At 61.5% G+C, this 13,732-nt stretch carries 27 protein-coding genes; all 27 read right to left on the minus strand.

Annotation, left to right across the window (positions count from 1 at the left end; all coding sequences use genetic code 11):
* Positions 1-108: 108 nt before the first annotated feature.
* The 27 genes from SRB521_RS14140 to rplB all read right to left on the minus strand — a co-directional run bounded on the left by SRB521_RS14140 (position 109) and on the right by rplB (position 13,721).
* Entirely contained in the window at positions 109-1,062 is a 954-nt protein-coding gene (locus SRB521_RS14140; protein WP_033116885.1) for a DNA-directed RNA polymerase subunit alpha, read from the minus strand.
* Positions 1,063-1,183: 121 nt separating this feature from the next.
* Positions 1,184-1,786 carry a 30S ribosomal protein S4 gene (gene rpsD / locus SRB521_RS14145; protein WP_116722355.1) on the minus strand — a complete coding sequence of 201 codons (603 nt, stop codon included), beginning with the start codon at positions 1,784-1,786 and terminating at the stop codon, positions 1,184-1,186.
* Positions 1,787-1,809: 23 nt separating this feature from the next.
* Positions 1,810-2,211, minus strand: a complete 402-nt coding sequence (rpsK, locus tag SRB521_RS14150; protein ID WP_058118494.1) for a 30S ribosomal protein S11 — start codon at positions 2,209-2,211, stop codon at positions 1,810-1,812.
* A gap of 16 nt (positions 2,212-2,227) precedes the next feature.
* Complete coding sequence (gene rpsM / locus SRB521_RS14155) at positions 2,228-2,596, minus strand: 30S ribosomal protein S13 (RefSeq protein WP_075704650.1); 369 nt, start codon at positions 2,594-2,596, stop codon at positions 2,228-2,230.
* 18 nt (positions 2,597-2,614) lie between these two features.
* A complete protein-coding gene (rpmJ, locus tag SRB521_RS14160; RefSeq protein ID WP_006573428.1) occupies positions 2,615-2,728 on the minus strand; it encodes a 50S ribosomal protein L36 in 114 nt (37 codons plus the stop codon).
* A gap of 190 nt (positions 2,729-2,918) precedes the next feature.
* On the minus strand, positions 2,919-3,137 hold the full coding sequence (gene infA, locus SRB521_RS14165) for a translation initiation factor IF-1 (protein WP_033116889.1): 219 nt from the start codon (positions 3,135-3,137) through the stop codon (positions 2,919-2,921).
* Positions 3,119-3,433, minus strand: a complete 315-nt coding sequence (locus tag SRB521_RS14170) for a KOW domain-containing RNA-binding protein (RefSeq protein ID WP_075704651.1) — start codon at positions 3,431-3,433, stop codon at positions 3,119-3,121. Before SRB521_RS14170 ends, infA begins: the two co-directional genes overlap by 19 nt.
* Positions 3,433-4,191: a type I methionyl aminopeptidase gene (map, locus tag SRB521_RS14175; RefSeq protein WP_033116891.1), complete on the minus strand. Its 759-nt coding sequence runs from the start codon at positions 4,189-4,191 to the stop codon at positions 3,433-3,435. The genes SRB521_RS14170 and map overlap by 1 nt, the downstream gene beginning before the upstream one ends.
* A 2-nt stretch (positions 4,192-4,193) precedes the next feature.
* Positions 4,194-4,835, minus strand: a complete 642-nt coding sequence (locus SRB521_RS14180) for an adenylate kinase (protein ID WP_033116892.1) — start codon at positions 4,833-4,835, stop codon at positions 4,194-4,196.
* Between the two features lie 16 nt (positions 4,836-4,851).
* The gene (gene secY, locus SRB521_RS14185) at positions 4,852-6,177 is read right to left on the minus strand and encodes a preprotein translocase subunit SecY (protein ID WP_075704652.1); all 1,326 of its coding nucleotides are present in this window, start codon (positions 6,175-6,177) and stop codon (positions 4,852-4,854) included.
* Between the two features lies 1 nt (position 6,178).
* Entirely contained in the window at positions 6,179-6,619 is a 441-nt protein-coding gene (rplO, locus tag SRB521_RS14190) for a 50S ribosomal protein L15 (RefSeq protein ID WP_033116894.1), read from the minus strand.
* A gap of 13 nt (positions 6,620-6,632) precedes the next feature.
* Entirely contained in the window at positions 6,633-6,815 is a 183-nt protein-coding gene (rpmD, locus tag SRB521_RS14195) for a 50S ribosomal protein L30 (protein WP_033116895.1), read from the minus strand.
* Positions 6,816-6,828: 13 nt separating this feature from the next.
* Positions 6,829-7,329, minus strand: a complete 501-nt coding sequence (gene rpsE / locus SRB521_RS14200) for a 30S ribosomal protein S5 (protein ID WP_033116896.1) — start codon at positions 7,327-7,329, stop codon at positions 6,829-6,831.
* Between the two features lie 18 nt (positions 7,330-7,347).
* Positions 7,348-7,707 (minus strand): 50S ribosomal protein L18, encoded by a 360-nt coding sequence (gene rplR / locus SRB521_RS14205; protein ID WP_058118497.1) that lies wholly within the window; start codon positions 7,705-7,707, stop codon positions 7,348-7,350.
* Between the two features lie 14 nt (positions 7,708-7,721).
* Positions 7,722-8,270, minus strand: coding sequence for a 50S ribosomal protein L6 (gene rplF, locus SRB521_RS14210; protein ID WP_033116898.1), 549 nt, complete (start codon positions 8,268-8,270; stop codon positions 7,722-7,724).
* A 15-nt stretch (positions 8,271-8,285) separates the two neighbouring features.
* Positions 8,286-8,684 carry a 30S ribosomal protein S8 gene (gene rpsH, locus SRB521_RS14215; protein WP_033116899.1) on the minus strand — a complete coding sequence of 133 codons (399 nt, stop codon included), beginning with the start codon at positions 8,682-8,684 and terminating at the stop codon, positions 8,286-8,288.
* Positions 8,685-8,911: 227 nt separating this feature from the next.
* Entirely contained in the window at positions 8,912-9,097 is a 186-nt protein-coding gene (locus SRB521_RS14220) for a type Z 30S ribosomal protein S14 (RefSeq protein ID WP_033116900.1), read from the minus strand.
* Positions 9,098-9,112: 15 nt separating this feature from the next.
* Positions 9,113-9,673, minus strand: a complete 561-nt coding sequence (gene rplE, locus SRB521_RS14225; RefSeq protein ID WP_033116901.1) for a 50S ribosomal protein L5 — start codon at positions 9,671-9,673, stop codon at positions 9,113-9,115.
* A gap of 20 nt (positions 9,674-9,693) precedes the next feature.
* Positions 9,694-10,008: a 50S ribosomal protein L24 gene (rplX, locus tag SRB521_RS14230; RefSeq protein ID WP_033116902.1), complete on the minus strand. Its 315-nt coding sequence runs from the start codon at positions 10,006-10,008 to the stop codon at positions 9,694-9,696.
* 16 nt (positions 10,009-10,024) lie between these two features.
* Positions 10,025-10,393, minus strand: a complete 369-nt coding sequence (gene rplN / locus SRB521_RS14235) for a 50S ribosomal protein L14 (protein ID WP_033116903.1) — start codon at positions 10,391-10,393, stop codon at positions 10,025-10,027.
* Positions 10,394-10,405: 12 nt separating this feature from the next.
* Positions 10,406-10,666: a 30S ribosomal protein S17 gene (gene rpsQ / locus SRB521_RS14240; RefSeq protein WP_033116904.1), complete on the minus strand. Its 261-nt coding sequence runs from the start codon at positions 10,664-10,666 to the stop codon at positions 10,406-10,408.
* Positions 10,667-10,685: 19 nt separating this feature from the next.
* A complete protein-coding gene (rpmC, locus tag SRB521_RS14245) occupies positions 10,686-10,883 on the minus strand; it encodes a 50S ribosomal protein L29 (RefSeq protein ID WP_075704653.1) in 198 nt (65 codons plus the stop codon).
* 2 nt (positions 10,884-10,885) lie between these two features.
* Positions 10,886-11,320 (minus strand): 50S ribosomal protein L16, encoded by a 435-nt coding sequence (gene rplP, locus SRB521_RS14250; RefSeq protein WP_033116906.1) that lies wholly within the window; start codon positions 11,318-11,320, stop codon positions 10,886-10,888.
* A complete protein-coding gene (gene rpsC, locus SRB521_RS14255; protein ID WP_058118498.1) occupies positions 11,320-12,228 on the minus strand; it encodes a 30S ribosomal protein S3 in 909 nt (302 codons plus the stop codon). The genes rplP and rpsC overlap by 1 nt, the downstream gene beginning before the upstream one ends.
* 17 nt (positions 12,229-12,245) lie before the next feature.
* Positions 12,246-12,578 (minus strand): 50S ribosomal protein L22, encoded by a 333-nt coding sequence (gene rplV, locus SRB521_RS14260; RefSeq protein WP_033116908.1) that lies wholly within the window; start codon positions 12,576-12,578, stop codon positions 12,246-12,248.
* Between the two features lie 15 nt (positions 12,579-12,593).
* The gene (gene rpsS / locus SRB521_RS14265; protein WP_033116909.1) at positions 12,594-12,866 is read right to left on the minus strand and encodes a 30S ribosomal protein S19; all 273 of its coding nucleotides are present in this window, start codon (positions 12,864-12,866) and stop codon (positions 12,594-12,596) included.
* An 18-nt stretch (positions 12,867-12,884) separates the two neighbouring features.
* Positions 12,885-13,721 (minus strand): 50S ribosomal protein L2, encoded by an 837-nt coding sequence (gene rplB / locus SRB521_RS14270; protein WP_033116910.1) that lies wholly within the window; start codon positions 13,719-13,721, stop codon positions 12,885-12,887.
* Positions 13,722-13,732: the final 11 nt, after the last annotated feature.

The following is a 13,732-nucleotide window of genomic DNA, read 5'->3' on the forward strand; positions in this document are numbered from 1 at the left end:
GCCGCAGTGCGGCAGCAGGCCCGCGGTCATGGCGGGCCCGTATCCGGGAGGGGACGTTACATGCCCCCGGACTGCCTTTCTCTCGGTTTGATCGCAGGCCGCAGGGACCTAGTTGCTGCTGTCGTCGCTGGCCAGGCTCAGGCCCATCATAGCCAGCTTGTTGATGACCTCTTCCAGGGATTTGCGTCCCAGGTTGCGCACCTTCATCATCTCATCCTCGGTCTTGGAGATCAGGTCCTCCACCGTGTTGATGTTGGCGCGCTTGAGGCAGTTGAAGGAGCGGACGGAGAGGTCCAGCTCCTCGATGGTCAGCTCCAGCACCTTGTCCCGCTGCGCCTCCGCCTTCTCCACCACCGTGGACTTGTTGCCCATGGTCTCGGAGAGATCGGTGAAGAGCATAAAGTGGTCCACCAGGATGCGGGCGCCCAGAGAAACTGCATCCCGGGCGTCGATGGTGCCGTTGGTCCACACCTCCAGGGTCAGCTTGTCATAGTCGGTGAGATCACCCACACGGGTGTTCTCAACGGTATAGTTGACCTTCTTGACCGGAGTGTAGATGGAGTCCACCGGGATCAGACCGATGACCGTCTGGGCCGGCTTGTTCCGGTCGGCAGGGACATAGCCCCGGCCGTGGGACAGCGTCAGCTCCATGTTGAGGGAGGCATCGGGGCCCAGGGTGGCGATGTGGTGGTCGGGATTCAGGATCTCCACCTCGCCGTCAGCCTTGATATCGCCGGCAGTGACCTCGCACTCGCCGTTCATCTCAATGTAGACGGTCTTCACGCCCTCGGAGTGAAGCTTGGCGATGATGCCCTTCACGTTGAGGACGATCTCAGTCACGTCTTCCTTGACGCCGGGGATGGTGGAGAACTCATGCTGTACGCCTGCGATCTTGATGGAGGTCACAGCCGTACCGGGCAGAGAAGAGAGCAGGATCCGGCGCAGGGAGTTTCCCAGCGTAGTGCCATAGCCGCGCTCCAGCGGCTCCACCACGTATTTGCCATAGGAGCCGTCGCCAGGGTTTTCCACGCATTCGATGCGCGGCTTTTCGATTTCTACCATGAATCAGTTACCCTCCTTGTTGCGGCGGCGGATGGGTTGGCTCCGCCGTATCGTCATTAGGTTCATCGGGGACCGCGGGGGATCACCCCCGCGGTCCCCACAGTCGAGGGTATCAAATAAATTACTTGGAATACAGCTCGACGATCAGGTGCTCCTCAACGGGCAGGTCGATGTCTTCCCGGAAGGGCATCCTTGTCACAGTACCCTTGAGGGAATTCTTCTCCCGCTCCAGCCACTGGGGCACCATGACCACCACGGCGTCCTCTCCGGTCAGGCGCTTGAACTTGACGGAGGAGCGGCTCTTCTCCGCCACCTCGATCACATCGCCCGCGCTCACCAAGTAAGAGGGGATGTTCACGCGCTTGCCGTTCACGGTGAAGTGGCCGTGGTTCACCAGCTGGCGGGCCTCACGACGGGTCATGGCGAGGCCCAGACGGTACACCACATTGTCCAGACGGCGCTCCACCAAGATCAGCAGGTTCTCGCCGGTCTTGCCCTGGGTCTTGGAGGCCTTCTCGTAGTACATACGGAACTGCTTCTCCATGATGCCGTAGACAAATTTGACCTTCTGCTTCTCGTTGAGCTGCATGGCGTACTCGGACTTCTTCTTCCGCACATTGGCCTTGGGGTTGCGGTTGGTGGTCTTTTTGCTGTATCCCATGGCCGCGGGGGAGATGTCCAGCGCCGCGCAGCGCTTGGCCACAGGTTGCATATTCTTAGCCATATTGTTTTCTTCCCTCCTCTAAATCAGACGCGGCGGCGCTTGGGCGGACGGCAGCCGTTGTGGGGAACGGGGGTCACGTCCTTGATGAGGGTGACTTCCAGGCCCACGGCCTGCAGGGCGCGGATGGCGGCCTCACGACCGGCGCCGGGGCCCTTGACGTACACCTCCACGGTCTTCAGCCCGTGCTCCATGGCGGCCTTTGCAGCCGTCTCGGCGGCGGTCTGAGCGGCGAAGGGAGTGGATTTACGGGAACCGCGGAAGCCCAGGCCGCCGGAGGAGGCCCAGCTCAGGGCGTTGCCGCCCATATCGGTCACAGTGACCATGGTGTTGTTGAAGGAGGAGCGGATATGCACCTGGCCCTTCTCGATATTCTTACGCTCGCGGCGCTTACGCACCACTTTCTTGCCCTTAGCAGCAGTAGCCATTGTTCATATCCCTCCCTTACTTCTTCTTGTTGGCGACCGTGCGCTTCGGACCCTTGCGGGTACGGGCGTTGGTCTTGCTGCGCTGACCGCGGACGGGCAGGCCCTTGCGGTGACGCATCCCGCGGTAGCAGCCGATCTCGGTCAAACGCTTGATGTCCATCGCCACATCGCGGCGGAGGTCGCCCTCCACGGTGTATCCGTTGGCGATCACCTCGCGCAGCTTCGCCTCGTCTTCCTCGGTGAGATCCTTCACGCGGGTGTCGGGATTGATCCCGGCCTCCTTCAGGATCTTGTTGGCGCTGGTGCGCCCAATGCCGAAGATGTAAGTGAGACCGATCTCCACTCTCTTATCCTTCGGCAGGTCAATGCCGGCAATACGTGCCATATTTCTTCAGCGCCTCCTTTAACCTTGTCTCTGCTTATGCTTGGGGTTTTCGCAAATAACCATGACTTTGCCCTTGCGCTTGATGATCTTGCACTTCTCGCACATGGGCTTCACGGACGGTCTTACTTTCATGATAAACCTCCTTGAATGCCTTGATGGCCCCGACGGCCGTGGGCAAAGCCCTGGCGCGGCCGCCGGTCGTTGTCGTCGTCGCAAGGTCCGCTTCCCTGCGCCCTCTGTGGGCGCTCGTTCCGCTTCCCTGTGCCTCCTCTCCAAACGGACACCGCTTTGCTGTGCTTCCATTCGGGCCCGGAGGCCGGGCTTACTTGCTTCTCCAGGTGATCCGGCCCCGGGTCAGGTCGTAGGGTGACATCTGCACCGTTACCTTGTCGCCGGGCAGGATTCGGATAAAGTTCATGCGGAGCTTTCCCGAGATATGGGCCAGAATGATATGCCCATTCCCGATATCCACATGGAAGGTGGTGTTGGGCAGGGATTCGGTGACGATCCCCTCCAGCTCGATCATATCGCTTTTTGCCAAGCGTGATTCCCTCCTTGGTCTGACTCGTCACGGAAGGCGGCGAGCACCCTCCTGAGTTCCCTGTCGGACACCGGTGTTCCGTCCTTCAGCTTCCGGAGCACCGGATGCCCAAAGTTCCCTCGGCACACTATGTCCACGTGGCCGCGCTTTTTGCGCTTGGGTGAGGCCGCCTTTCGCCGCTTGCCGTCCGCCAGCAGGAGGAACTCCCCCTCCTCGCCCAGCACGCACAGGAGCTTCCCCCTGTCGCGCCCCACGGCGGAGCGGACGATCCAGCCGGCACTGCAGCAGTCCGGCATTACACGTCCCCGCCCAGGGGAGTCAGCAGCTCCGGCTCCCCCTCGGTAATGAGTATGGTGTTCTCATAGTGGGCGGCGAGGGAGCCGTCCACAGTGACGGTGGTCCAGCCGTCCTTCAGGACCCGGACCTCCCAGCCTCCGGCGTTCACCATGGGCTCCACCGCCAGGACCATCCCGGGCAAGAGCCGGGCACCGTGTCCGGCGGGGCCGAAATTGGGGACCTCCGGGGGCTCATGGAGCTTGGCGCCCACGCCATGGCCCACAAAGTTGCGGACCACGGAGTACCCGTTCTGCTCCACATACTGCTGGACCGCGTGGGAGATGTCGGAGACCCGGTTGCCGGGTCTGGCCATCCTGATCCCCTCAAAAAAGCTCTGCCGGGTCACGTCGATGAGCCGTCTGGCCTCAGGGCTGATCGTGCCGCAGGCAAAGGTGCCGCAGCAATCGCCGTGGAAGCCGTCCAGGTAGGCGCCCACATCCACACTGACGATATCCCCCTCCAGCAGCTTCCGGTGGTCCGGGATGCCGTGGATCACCACCTCATTGATGGAGATGCAGGCGGACCCGGGATAGCCGCTGTAGTTGAGGAAAGAAGGCTCGGCCCCGTGAGAGCGGATGAAATCCCGCACCGCGTGGTCGATTTCCAGGGTGGAGACGCCTGGCTTGACCATAGAGCCGGCCAGCGCGCGGGCCTGGGACGTAAGGGCCCCGGCCCGGCGCATCAGTTCGATCTCTCGGTCGGACTTGATGGAAATCATGTTCAATGGGATGCCTCCAGGACCTGCTTGATGGCCCTCGTGGTATCTTCAATGGTGCCCAGATCGCCGGGCACGGTGTCGAGCTTGCCGCGTTTCTCGTAGAAGTGCTTCAGGGGCTCAGTCTCCTCGTGGTAGACCACCAGCCGGGCCCGGACCGTCTCGGGTCTGTCGTCATCGCGCTCGGTGAGTTCGCCGCCGCACAGGTCACAGATCCCCTCCGCCCTGGGAGGCTTGGACTCCACGTGGAAAGGCGTGCCGCAGTGGGTGCATACCCGGCGACCGTCCATCCGCTTCACGATGGCCTCGTCCGCGATTTCAAGAGAGATCACATGGTCAAACTCGATCCCATGTGCCTCCAGGGCTTCGGCCTGGGCGATGGTACGGGGCACACCGTCCAGGATATAGCCGCCGGTGCAGTCGGGCTCGGCCAGCCTCTCCTGAATGATGCCGATGATGACCTCGTCGGGAACCAGCTTGCCGGCATCCATATAGGACTTGGCCTGCAGGCCGATGGGCGTACCGGCCTTGACGGCGGCACGGAGGATATTACCGGTGGAAATGGTAGGGATGTTCAGCTCACGGGAGAGGACCTCGGCCTGGGTGCCTTTGCCGGCGCCCGGTGGCCCTAACAGGATCATCTTCATAGCCTGAACCCTCCCCTTATTCCAGGAAGCCTTTGTAATGCCGCATCAGCATCTGGGCTTCCAGCGCCTTCATCGTCTCCAGCGCCACGCTGACAACGATGATGATGGACGTACCGCCGATGGCCAGGTTCCGCGCCCCAGTCAGGTTCTGGGTGATGATGGGGGCAATGGCGATGACGGACAGATAGAGCGCGCCGAACAGGGTGATCTTATTGAGCACCTTGTGAATGAAGTCGGCGGTAGGCTTGCCGGGGCGGAAGCCGGGGATGAAGCCGCCGTTCTTCTTCAGATTGTTGGCCACCTCGATGGGGTTGAACTGCATGGTGGAGTAAAAGTAGCTAAAGCCCAGAATCAGCAGGAAATAGATTACGGAGTAAAGGAGCCCCGCAGTATCGAACACCCGCATCAGGCCGCCGCCAAAGCCCTCGGTGGTGGTGTCCCACCCCGCGAACGCGCCGATGGTAGCCGGCAGAGAGGCGATGGACTGGGCGAAGATGATGGGCATGACGCCGGACATATTCACCTTCATGGGGATGTGGCTGGACTGGCCGCCGTACATCTTCCGACCCACCACCCGTTTGGCGTACTGCACGGGCAGGCGCCGTTCGGCGTTGGAGATGAAGACGATGAAGACCACGATAGCCAGCATACCCACCACGATGAGGACCGCGCCCCACCAGGGCAGAGAGAACACGTTGTCGCCGGAGATGCCACTGATGTTGTTGGTGACGCCCAGCCAGAGGGTCTGCACCATGGAGGGCACCCGGGACACGATGCCGGCGAACAGGATGATGGAGATGCCGTTACCGATACCGAACTCGGTGATCTGCTCACCCAGCCACATGATGAAGGCAGAGCCGGCAGTAAAGGACACCACGATGACGATGCCGGCCCAGACGCCGTTCATACCGCCCAGATTGAGCAGGCCGTTGGCCTTGATGAGGGTGTAGTAGCCGAAGCCCTGCAAAAGGGCGATGGCCACCGTGGTATAACGGGTGATGGCGGCGATCTTCTTCCGGCCCTCCTCGCCGCCCTCCTTCTGGAGCCGCTCCAGGGCAGGGATGGCGACAGTGAGGAGCTGGATGATGATCGAACTGTTGATATAGGGCTGCACACCCAGGGCGAACACCGTGGCGGTGGCGAAAGCGCCGCCGCTCATGGCGTTCATCAGCCCAAAGATGGTGCCGCTCATATTGTTGAGGTAGTTGCCCAGCAGTGTCGTGTTCACGAAGGGTACAGGCACTGCGGAGCCCAGCCGGAAGATGAGGAGCGCAAAGACTGTAAACATGATCTTTTTGCGCAGCTCAGGGATCTTCCAGGCATTTTTGATGGTCTGGATCACGTCAGACCACCTCGTACTTTCCACCTGCCGCAACGATCTTCTCCTTAGCGGAGGCGGAGAAGGCGTTGGCCCGGACGATCAGCTTCTTCTCGAGGCTGCCGTTGCCGAGGATCTTTACACCGTACTCGCACTTAGAGAGGATACCCTTCTCCAGCAGATCGCAAACATTGACGGTGGCGCCGTCCTCAAATTTATTCAGAGCGGAGACATTGACGATCTCCAGGGGCTTGGCAAAGATGTTGTTGAAGCCGCGCTTGGGGATACGGCGGACCAGAGGCATCTGGCCGCCCTCAAAGCCCACGCGGACGCCGCCGCCGGAGCGGGCCTTCTGGCCCTTGTGACCCTTGCCGGCGGTCTTGCCGTTGCCGGAGCCGGCGCCGCGGCCCTTACGGTAGGCGCTCTTCACGGAGCCGGGCGCGGGGGAGAGTTCATGCAGATTCATTTCGCGCACCTCCTCACTGTTCCTCGGTGACCTGGAGCAGGTAACCGATATGGGCGATCTTGCCGCGGGTAGCCTCGTTGTCGGGCTGCACGGTGGTGTCGCCGATCTTGCGCAGACCCAGAGCCTCTGCCGTCGCCTTGTGTTTGGCAATCCGGCCGTTCAGGCTCTTGACCAGCTTGATGTTCAGCTTAGCCATTTCCTAGCCCTCCTTAACCTACGATCTCTTCCACGCTCTTACCGCGGATGCGGGCAACCTCCTCAGGGCCGCGCAGGGACTTGAGGCCCTGCATGGTGGCGGCCACCACGTTCTGGGGGTTGTTGGAGCGCAGGCACTTGGTACGGATGTCCTTGATGCCGGCAGTCTCCAGCACGGCGCGGACGGGGCCGCCAGCAATCACGCCGGTACCGGGGGCGGCGGGCTTGAGCAACACGCGGCCGGCGCCGAACTCACCGATCACCTCGTGGGGGATGGTGGTCCCGGACAGCGTCACATTGATCATGTTTTTCTTGGCGTCTTCAATGCCCTTGCGGATCGCCTCGGGCACCTCGGCGGCCTTACCCAGGCCGAAGCCCACGCGCCCCTTCTCGTCGCCGACCACCATGAGGGCGGCAAACTTGAAGATACGGCCGCCCTTGACGGTCTTGCTGACGCGGTTCAGAGAAACGAGCTTCTCGGTGAACTCGCTGGGTTCTCTTTCAAATCTAGCCATGTTCGTTCTCTCCTCCCCTTAAAATTCCAGGCCGCCCTCGCGGGCGCCCTCGGCCAGAGCCTGGACCCGGCCGTGATAGACATAGCCGCCGCGGTCAAAGACCACAGTAGTGATGCCGGCGGCCTTGGCGCGCTCGGCCACCATCTGGCCCACCTTCTTGGCGGCGTCGGACTTGGTGCCCTCGCAGGCAAAGTCCTTCTCCAGGGAGGAAGCGGAGACCAAGGTCTTGCCGCTGACGTCGTCGATGACCTGAGCGTAAATGTTGGTCTCGCTGCGGAACACATTCAGGCGGGGTCTCTCGGGCGTGCCGGAGATTTTCCCGCGCACTCTCTTGTGGCGCTTAAGCCGCTGAGCGTTGGTATTGGGTCTGTTGATCATTTTGGCACACCTCCTTATTTCTTCTTGACGCCGGTCTTGCCTTCCTTGCGGCGGATGACCTCGTCAGTGTATTTGATGCCCTTGCCCTTATACGGCTCAGGCGGACGTTTCTCTCTGACCTCGGCGGCGAACTGGCCCACCTGCTGCTTGCTGGCGCCGGAGATGATGATCTTGTTGGGGTTGGGCACGTCGATGGCGATACCCTCCGGCTCCTCCATGGTGACCTGATGGGAGAAGCCCAGGTTCATGACAAGCTTCTTGCCCTCTTTGGCCACACGATAGCCCACGCCGTTGACATCCAGCTCCTTTTTGAAGCCGTCGGTCACGCCTACCACCATGTTGTGGAGAAGGCTGCGGGTCAGGCCGTGGAGCGCACGGTTCTCCTTGGCGTCGTTGGGACGGGTCACATGGAGCTCGGCACCCTCCTGTGCGATGGTCATGGCGGGGCTGAGCTGCTGGGTGAGGGTGCCCTTGGGGCCCTTCACAGTAACCAGGTTGTCTGCGCCGATGGTGATCTCCACGCCGGCGGGGACAGAGATAGGCATTCTTCCGATTCTAGACATTTCTCTCTCCCTCCCTTACCACACGAAGGCCAGGACTTCACCGCCGACATGCTGGGCACGGGCAGCCTTGTCGGTCATGACGCCCTTGGACGTGGACACGATCGCGATACCCAAGCCGCGGAGCACCTTGGGGAGCTCGTCAGCGCCCGCGTAGACGCGCAGGCCGGGCTTGGAGACACGGCGAAGGCCGGTGATGACCTTCTCCTTGCCGGGGTTATACTTCAGGGTGATACGGATCACGCCCTGAGTGCCGTCGTCGATGAGCTGGAAGTTTTTGATATAGCCTTCATCCAGCAGGATCTGCGCGATGGACTTCTTCATGTTGGACGCGGGCACGTCCACAGTGTCATGCTTGGCATTGTTGGCGTTGCGGATGCGGGTGAGCATATCCGCAATGGGGTCCGTGATATGCATGGATCTTACCTCCTATATAAGAGTTACAGACATCTGCCTGTTGCAGCGGAAGGTATCGGAGCTAGGTAACTTCGACCTGTTGACCGCCGGCATAATCGGAGCAGGTTCTGCCTTCCCGCCCCGGCTGTGGCCGGGCGTGCAGGCGACTCCCCTGCTCCTCCTCATCACATGGAAGCCCAAAGGGCTTCCATGTGAAAAAAAGGACGAGAGCTGCACGGGGACGCGTCTTACCAGGACGCCTTCTTGACGCCGGGAATCTGGCCCTTGTAGGCCAGCTCACGGAAGCAGATACGGCAGATGCCGTAGTCACGCAGATATGCGTGGGGGCGGCCGCAGATCTTGCACCGGTTGTAACGCCGGGTGGAGAACTTGGGCTCACGCTGCTGCTTGAGGATCATAGATTTCTTAGCCATGTTTCCTTCTCCTCCTTAGCGCCCGGCAAAGGGAGCGCCGATCAGGGTCAGCAACTCCTTGGCCTCTTCGTCGGTCTGGGCGGTGGTGCAGAACACCACGTCTAGGCCGCGGATTTTGTCGATCTTGTCGTACTCGATCTCGGGGAAAATGAGCTGCTCCTTCAGGCCCAGGGCATAGTTGCCGCGGCCATCGAACGCGTTGGGATTGATGCCGCGGAAGTCGCGGACGCGGGGCAGGGCCACATTGAAGAGGCGGTCCAGGAACTCCCACATCCGGTCGCCGCGCAGGGTGACCTTGGCGCCGATGGGCATGCCCTCACGGAGCTTGAAGTTGGCCACGGACTTCTTGGCCTTCGTAATGATCGCCTTCTGGCCGGTGATGGTGGTGAGATCGCTCACGACGGCCTCCAGCACCTTGGAGTTGTCGCGGGCTTCGCCGCAGCCGCAGTTCACCACGATCTTATCCAGCTTGGGAATCTGCATGGTGCTCTTGTAGCCGAACTTCTGCATGAGAGCAGGAGCGACTTCCTGCTGGTATTTGGCCTTCAGGTTAGGCACTTTCTTTTCCTCTGCCATATTCAATCACTCCTCCTCTCTCAGATTTCAGCGCCGCACTTCTTGCAGACGCGGACCTTCTTGCCGCCCTCGACCTTATGGCCGATGCGGGTGGGCTTATTGCACTTGGGGCACACCTTCTGCACCTTGCAGGCATAGATGGGGGCTTCCTTCTTCAGGATGCCACCCTCCTCGCCCTGCTTGCGGGGTTTGGTGTGGCGGGAGACGATGTTGACCTTCTCCACGATGACCTTGCTCTCCTTGGGGAGGACGGAGAGGACCTTGCCCTGCTTGCCCTTGTCCTTGCCGGAGAGGACGACCACCAGGTCGTCTTTTTTGATGCTCATCTTGTTCATGTTTTCTCCTACCCCCTTACAGCACTTCGGGAGCCAGGGACAGGATCTTCATGTAATCCTTGTCGCGCAGCTCACGGGCCACGGGCCCAAAGATACGGGTACCGCGGGGATTCTTGTCGTCCTTGATGAGGACAGCGGCATTGTCGTCAAAGCGGACATAGCTGCCGTCGGCGCGGCGGACGCCGCGGGCGGAGCGGACGATCACGGCCTTGACGACCTCGCCCTTCTTCACGGTGCCGCCGGGCTGAGCCTTACGGACGGAGGCCACGACCACATCGCCGATATTGCCGTACTTGCGCTTGGAGCCGCCAAGCACGCGGATGGTCTTGATCTCCTTGGCGCCGGTATTGTCGGCCACCTTCAGATAACTTTCCTGCTGAATCATTCCGGCACCTCCTTACTTCGCTTTTTCAATGATTTCGACCACGCGCCACCGCTTGTCCTTGCTGAGGGGGCGGGTCTCCATGACCTTCACGCGGTCGCCCACGCCGCAAGCGTTCTGCTCGTCATGGGCTTTGAGCTTGTAGGTCCTCTTTACAATCTTCTTATAGAGGGGATGGGCCACACGGTCGGCGATGGCCACCACCACGGTCTTATCCATCTTGTCCGAGACAACCAGGCCGACTCTGGTTTTACGGGAAGAAGTTCTGTTCTCCATCTTCATTTCCTCCTATTCCTTATCGGCCTGCGAGCTGCTGCTCACGGATCATGGTCTTGACTCGGGCAATGTCTTTCTTGACCTCCGCGATGCGGATGGGGTTGTCGAGCTGATTGGTGGCGTGCTGCAGGCGCAGCTGGAACAGGTCCTTTTTCAGGTCCAGGAGCTTGGCGTCCAGCTCTGCGGCGGACATCTTGCGTACCTCAGTTGCCTTCATCATTATTCACCACCATTCTCGGTCTCGGCGGTCTCTTTCGCCACGATTTTGCACTTGACAGGCAGCTTGTGGGAGGCGAGACGCAGGGCCTCACGGGCGGTCTCCTCGGAAACGCCCGCGATCTCAAACATGACGCGGCCGGGCTTGACCACGGCCACCCAGTACTCGGGAGAGCCCTTACCGGAACCCATGCGGGTCTCGGCCGGCTTCTCGGTGATGGGCTTGTCGGGGAAGATCTTGATCCAGACCTTACCGCCACGCTTGGTATAGCGGGTCATGGCGATACGGGCGGCCTCGATCTGATTGGAGGTGATCCACGCGGGCTCGGTGGCCTGCAGGCCGAACTCACCGTAGGTGACGGTATTGCCCCGGGTGGCCTTGCCCTTCATGCGGCCGCGGTGGACGCGGCGATATTTGACTCTCTTAGGCAGCAGCATTAGTTGGCGCCTCCTTCCTTAGGAGTAGCAGGAGCGGCGGGACGGGGGGCGGCGGGACGGTTGTTGAAGCCGCCCTGGGGACGCTGGCCACCGAAGCCCTGACCGGCGGGGCGCTGGCCGTAGCCGCCCTGAGGACGCTGGCCGCCGAAGCCGGGCTTGCGGTCGCCGAAACCGGGCTTCCGATCGCCGAACTTCCGGTCACCGTCGCGGCGGCGGGGCCGGTCGGGACGCTCCTTGAAGTTCTTGGTATCTAGGGTGCGGGGAGTGGTCCGCAGGGCCTGGGAAAGGACCTCGCCCTTGTAGATCCAGCACTTAACACCGATGCGGCCGTAAGTGGTAGCGGCCTCGGCAAAGCCGTAATCGATATCGGCGCGGAGCGTCTGCAGGGGAATGGTGCCGTCATGGTAGTGCTCGGTGCGGGCGATCTCAGCGCCGTTGAGACGGCCGGAGACCTGGACCTTGATGCCCAGAGCGCCCATCCGCATGGCGCGACCCATGGCGTTTTTCATGGCGCGGCGGAAGGCGATACGCTTCTCCAGCTGCTGGGCGATGTTCTCCGCCACCAGCTGGGCGTCCATATCGGGGTTCTTGACCTCGACGATGTTCAGCGCTACGCTCTTGCCGATGAGCTTCTCCACCTCCAGGCGGATACGCTCGATCTCGGTGCCGCCCTTGCCGATGACCACGCCGGGGCGGGCGCAGTGCAGGTAGATGCGGACCTTGGCGCTGTCCCGCTCGATCTCGATCTTCGGGATGCCGGCGGAATAGAGGGTCTTCTTCAGATACTTGCGGATCTTGTCGTCCTCGACCAGCAGGTCGCCCACCTTCTCGTTGCGGGCATACCAGCGGGAGTCCCAATCCTTAATGACGCCCACGCGCAGGCCGTGGGGATTCACTTTCTGTCCCATAGATTCTGCCTCCTCCCTTAGCGTTCTGCCACAGCGATGGTGACGTGAGAAGTTCGCTTGTTGATCCGGTAGCCGCGGCCCTGGGCCCGGGGCATCATGCGCTTGATGATGGGGCCGGGGGTGGCGAAGGTCTCGGAGACGTAGAGCTTCTCGGGGTCCATCCCGTGGTTGTTCTCGGCGTTGGCCGCGGCGCTCTTGAGGAGCTTGAGCAGAGGCTCGGAGGCGGCCTTGGGGGTATTCATCAGGATCGCGGTGGCCTGGGCCACGCTCTTCCCGCGGATGAGATCACAGACGATCTGGATCTTTCGGGGAGAGATCCGGACGTATCTCAGATGTGCTTTCGCTTCCATTCTTCTCTCTCCTCCTTACTTGCCGGACTTGGCGCCCGCGTGGCCCTTAAAGGTGCGGGTGGGGGCGAACTCGCCCAGCTTGTGGCCGACCATATCCTCGGTCACATAGACGGGAACGTGCTTGCGGCCGTCATGGACGGCAAAGGTGTGACCGACGAAGGAGGGGAAGATGGTGGAGGCGCGGCTCCAGGTCTTCAGGACCTTCTTATCTCCGGTCTTATTCATTTCGTCAACCCGCTTGAGCAGCTCGGGGGCGCAAAACGGGCCTTTCTTAACGCTTCTGGACATGTTTCACTGCCTCCTTACTTACTTGGAATTCCGGTGCTTGACGATGAACTGCTCGGTGCGGCTCTTCTTCTTGCGGGTCTTGTAGCCCATGGCCGGCTTACCCCAGGGGGTGACAGGCCCGGGACGGCCCACAGGGCTCTTGCCCTCGCCGCCGCCGTGGGGGTGGTCGTTGGGGTTCATGACGCTGCCGCGGACGGTGGGCCGCCAGCCCATGTGGCGCTTGCGGCCGGCCTTGCCGATCTGAATGTTGCCGTGATCAGTGTTGCCGACCTGGCCGATGCAGGCCTTGCACTCCTCACGCACATAACGGACCTCGCCGGAAGGGAGGCGGACCTGAGCCATGCCGTTCTCCTTGGCCATGAGCTGACCGGCCACGCCGGCGGAGCGGACCAACTGGGCGCCCTTGCCGGGATAGAGCTCGATGTTGTGGATGAGCTCGCCCACAGGAATGTTGGCGATGGGCAGGCAGTTGCCGGGGAGAATGTCGGCCTCGGGGCCGGAGACGATCTTGTGGCCGGGCTTCAGGCCGACAGGGGCCAGGATATAGGCCTTCTCTCCGTCGGTATACTGGATGAGGGCAATGTTGGCGGAGCGGTTGGGATCGTACTCCAGGCGAAGCACGGTGGCCTCCACGCCATCCTTCTGGCGTTTGAAGTCGATGATGCGGTATTTCTTCTTGTTGCCGCCGCCGCGATGGCGGACGGTAATGCGGCCGTAGCTGTTGCGCCCGGCGTTCTTCTTCAGGTTCTCGGTCAGGCTGCGCTCAGGCTTGGCCTTCTTATCGATGCCCTCGAAGGCCGACACGGTCATGTGGCGGCGGGAGGGCGTCGTGGGCTTATAAGTCTTGATAGCCATTGTCTCTCTTC

Source organism: Intestinimonas butyriciproducens (genome assembly GCF_004154955.1).
Classification (GTDB): Bacteria; Bacillota; Clostridia; order Oscillospirales; family Oscillospiraceae; genus Intestinimonas; species Intestinimonas butyriciproducens.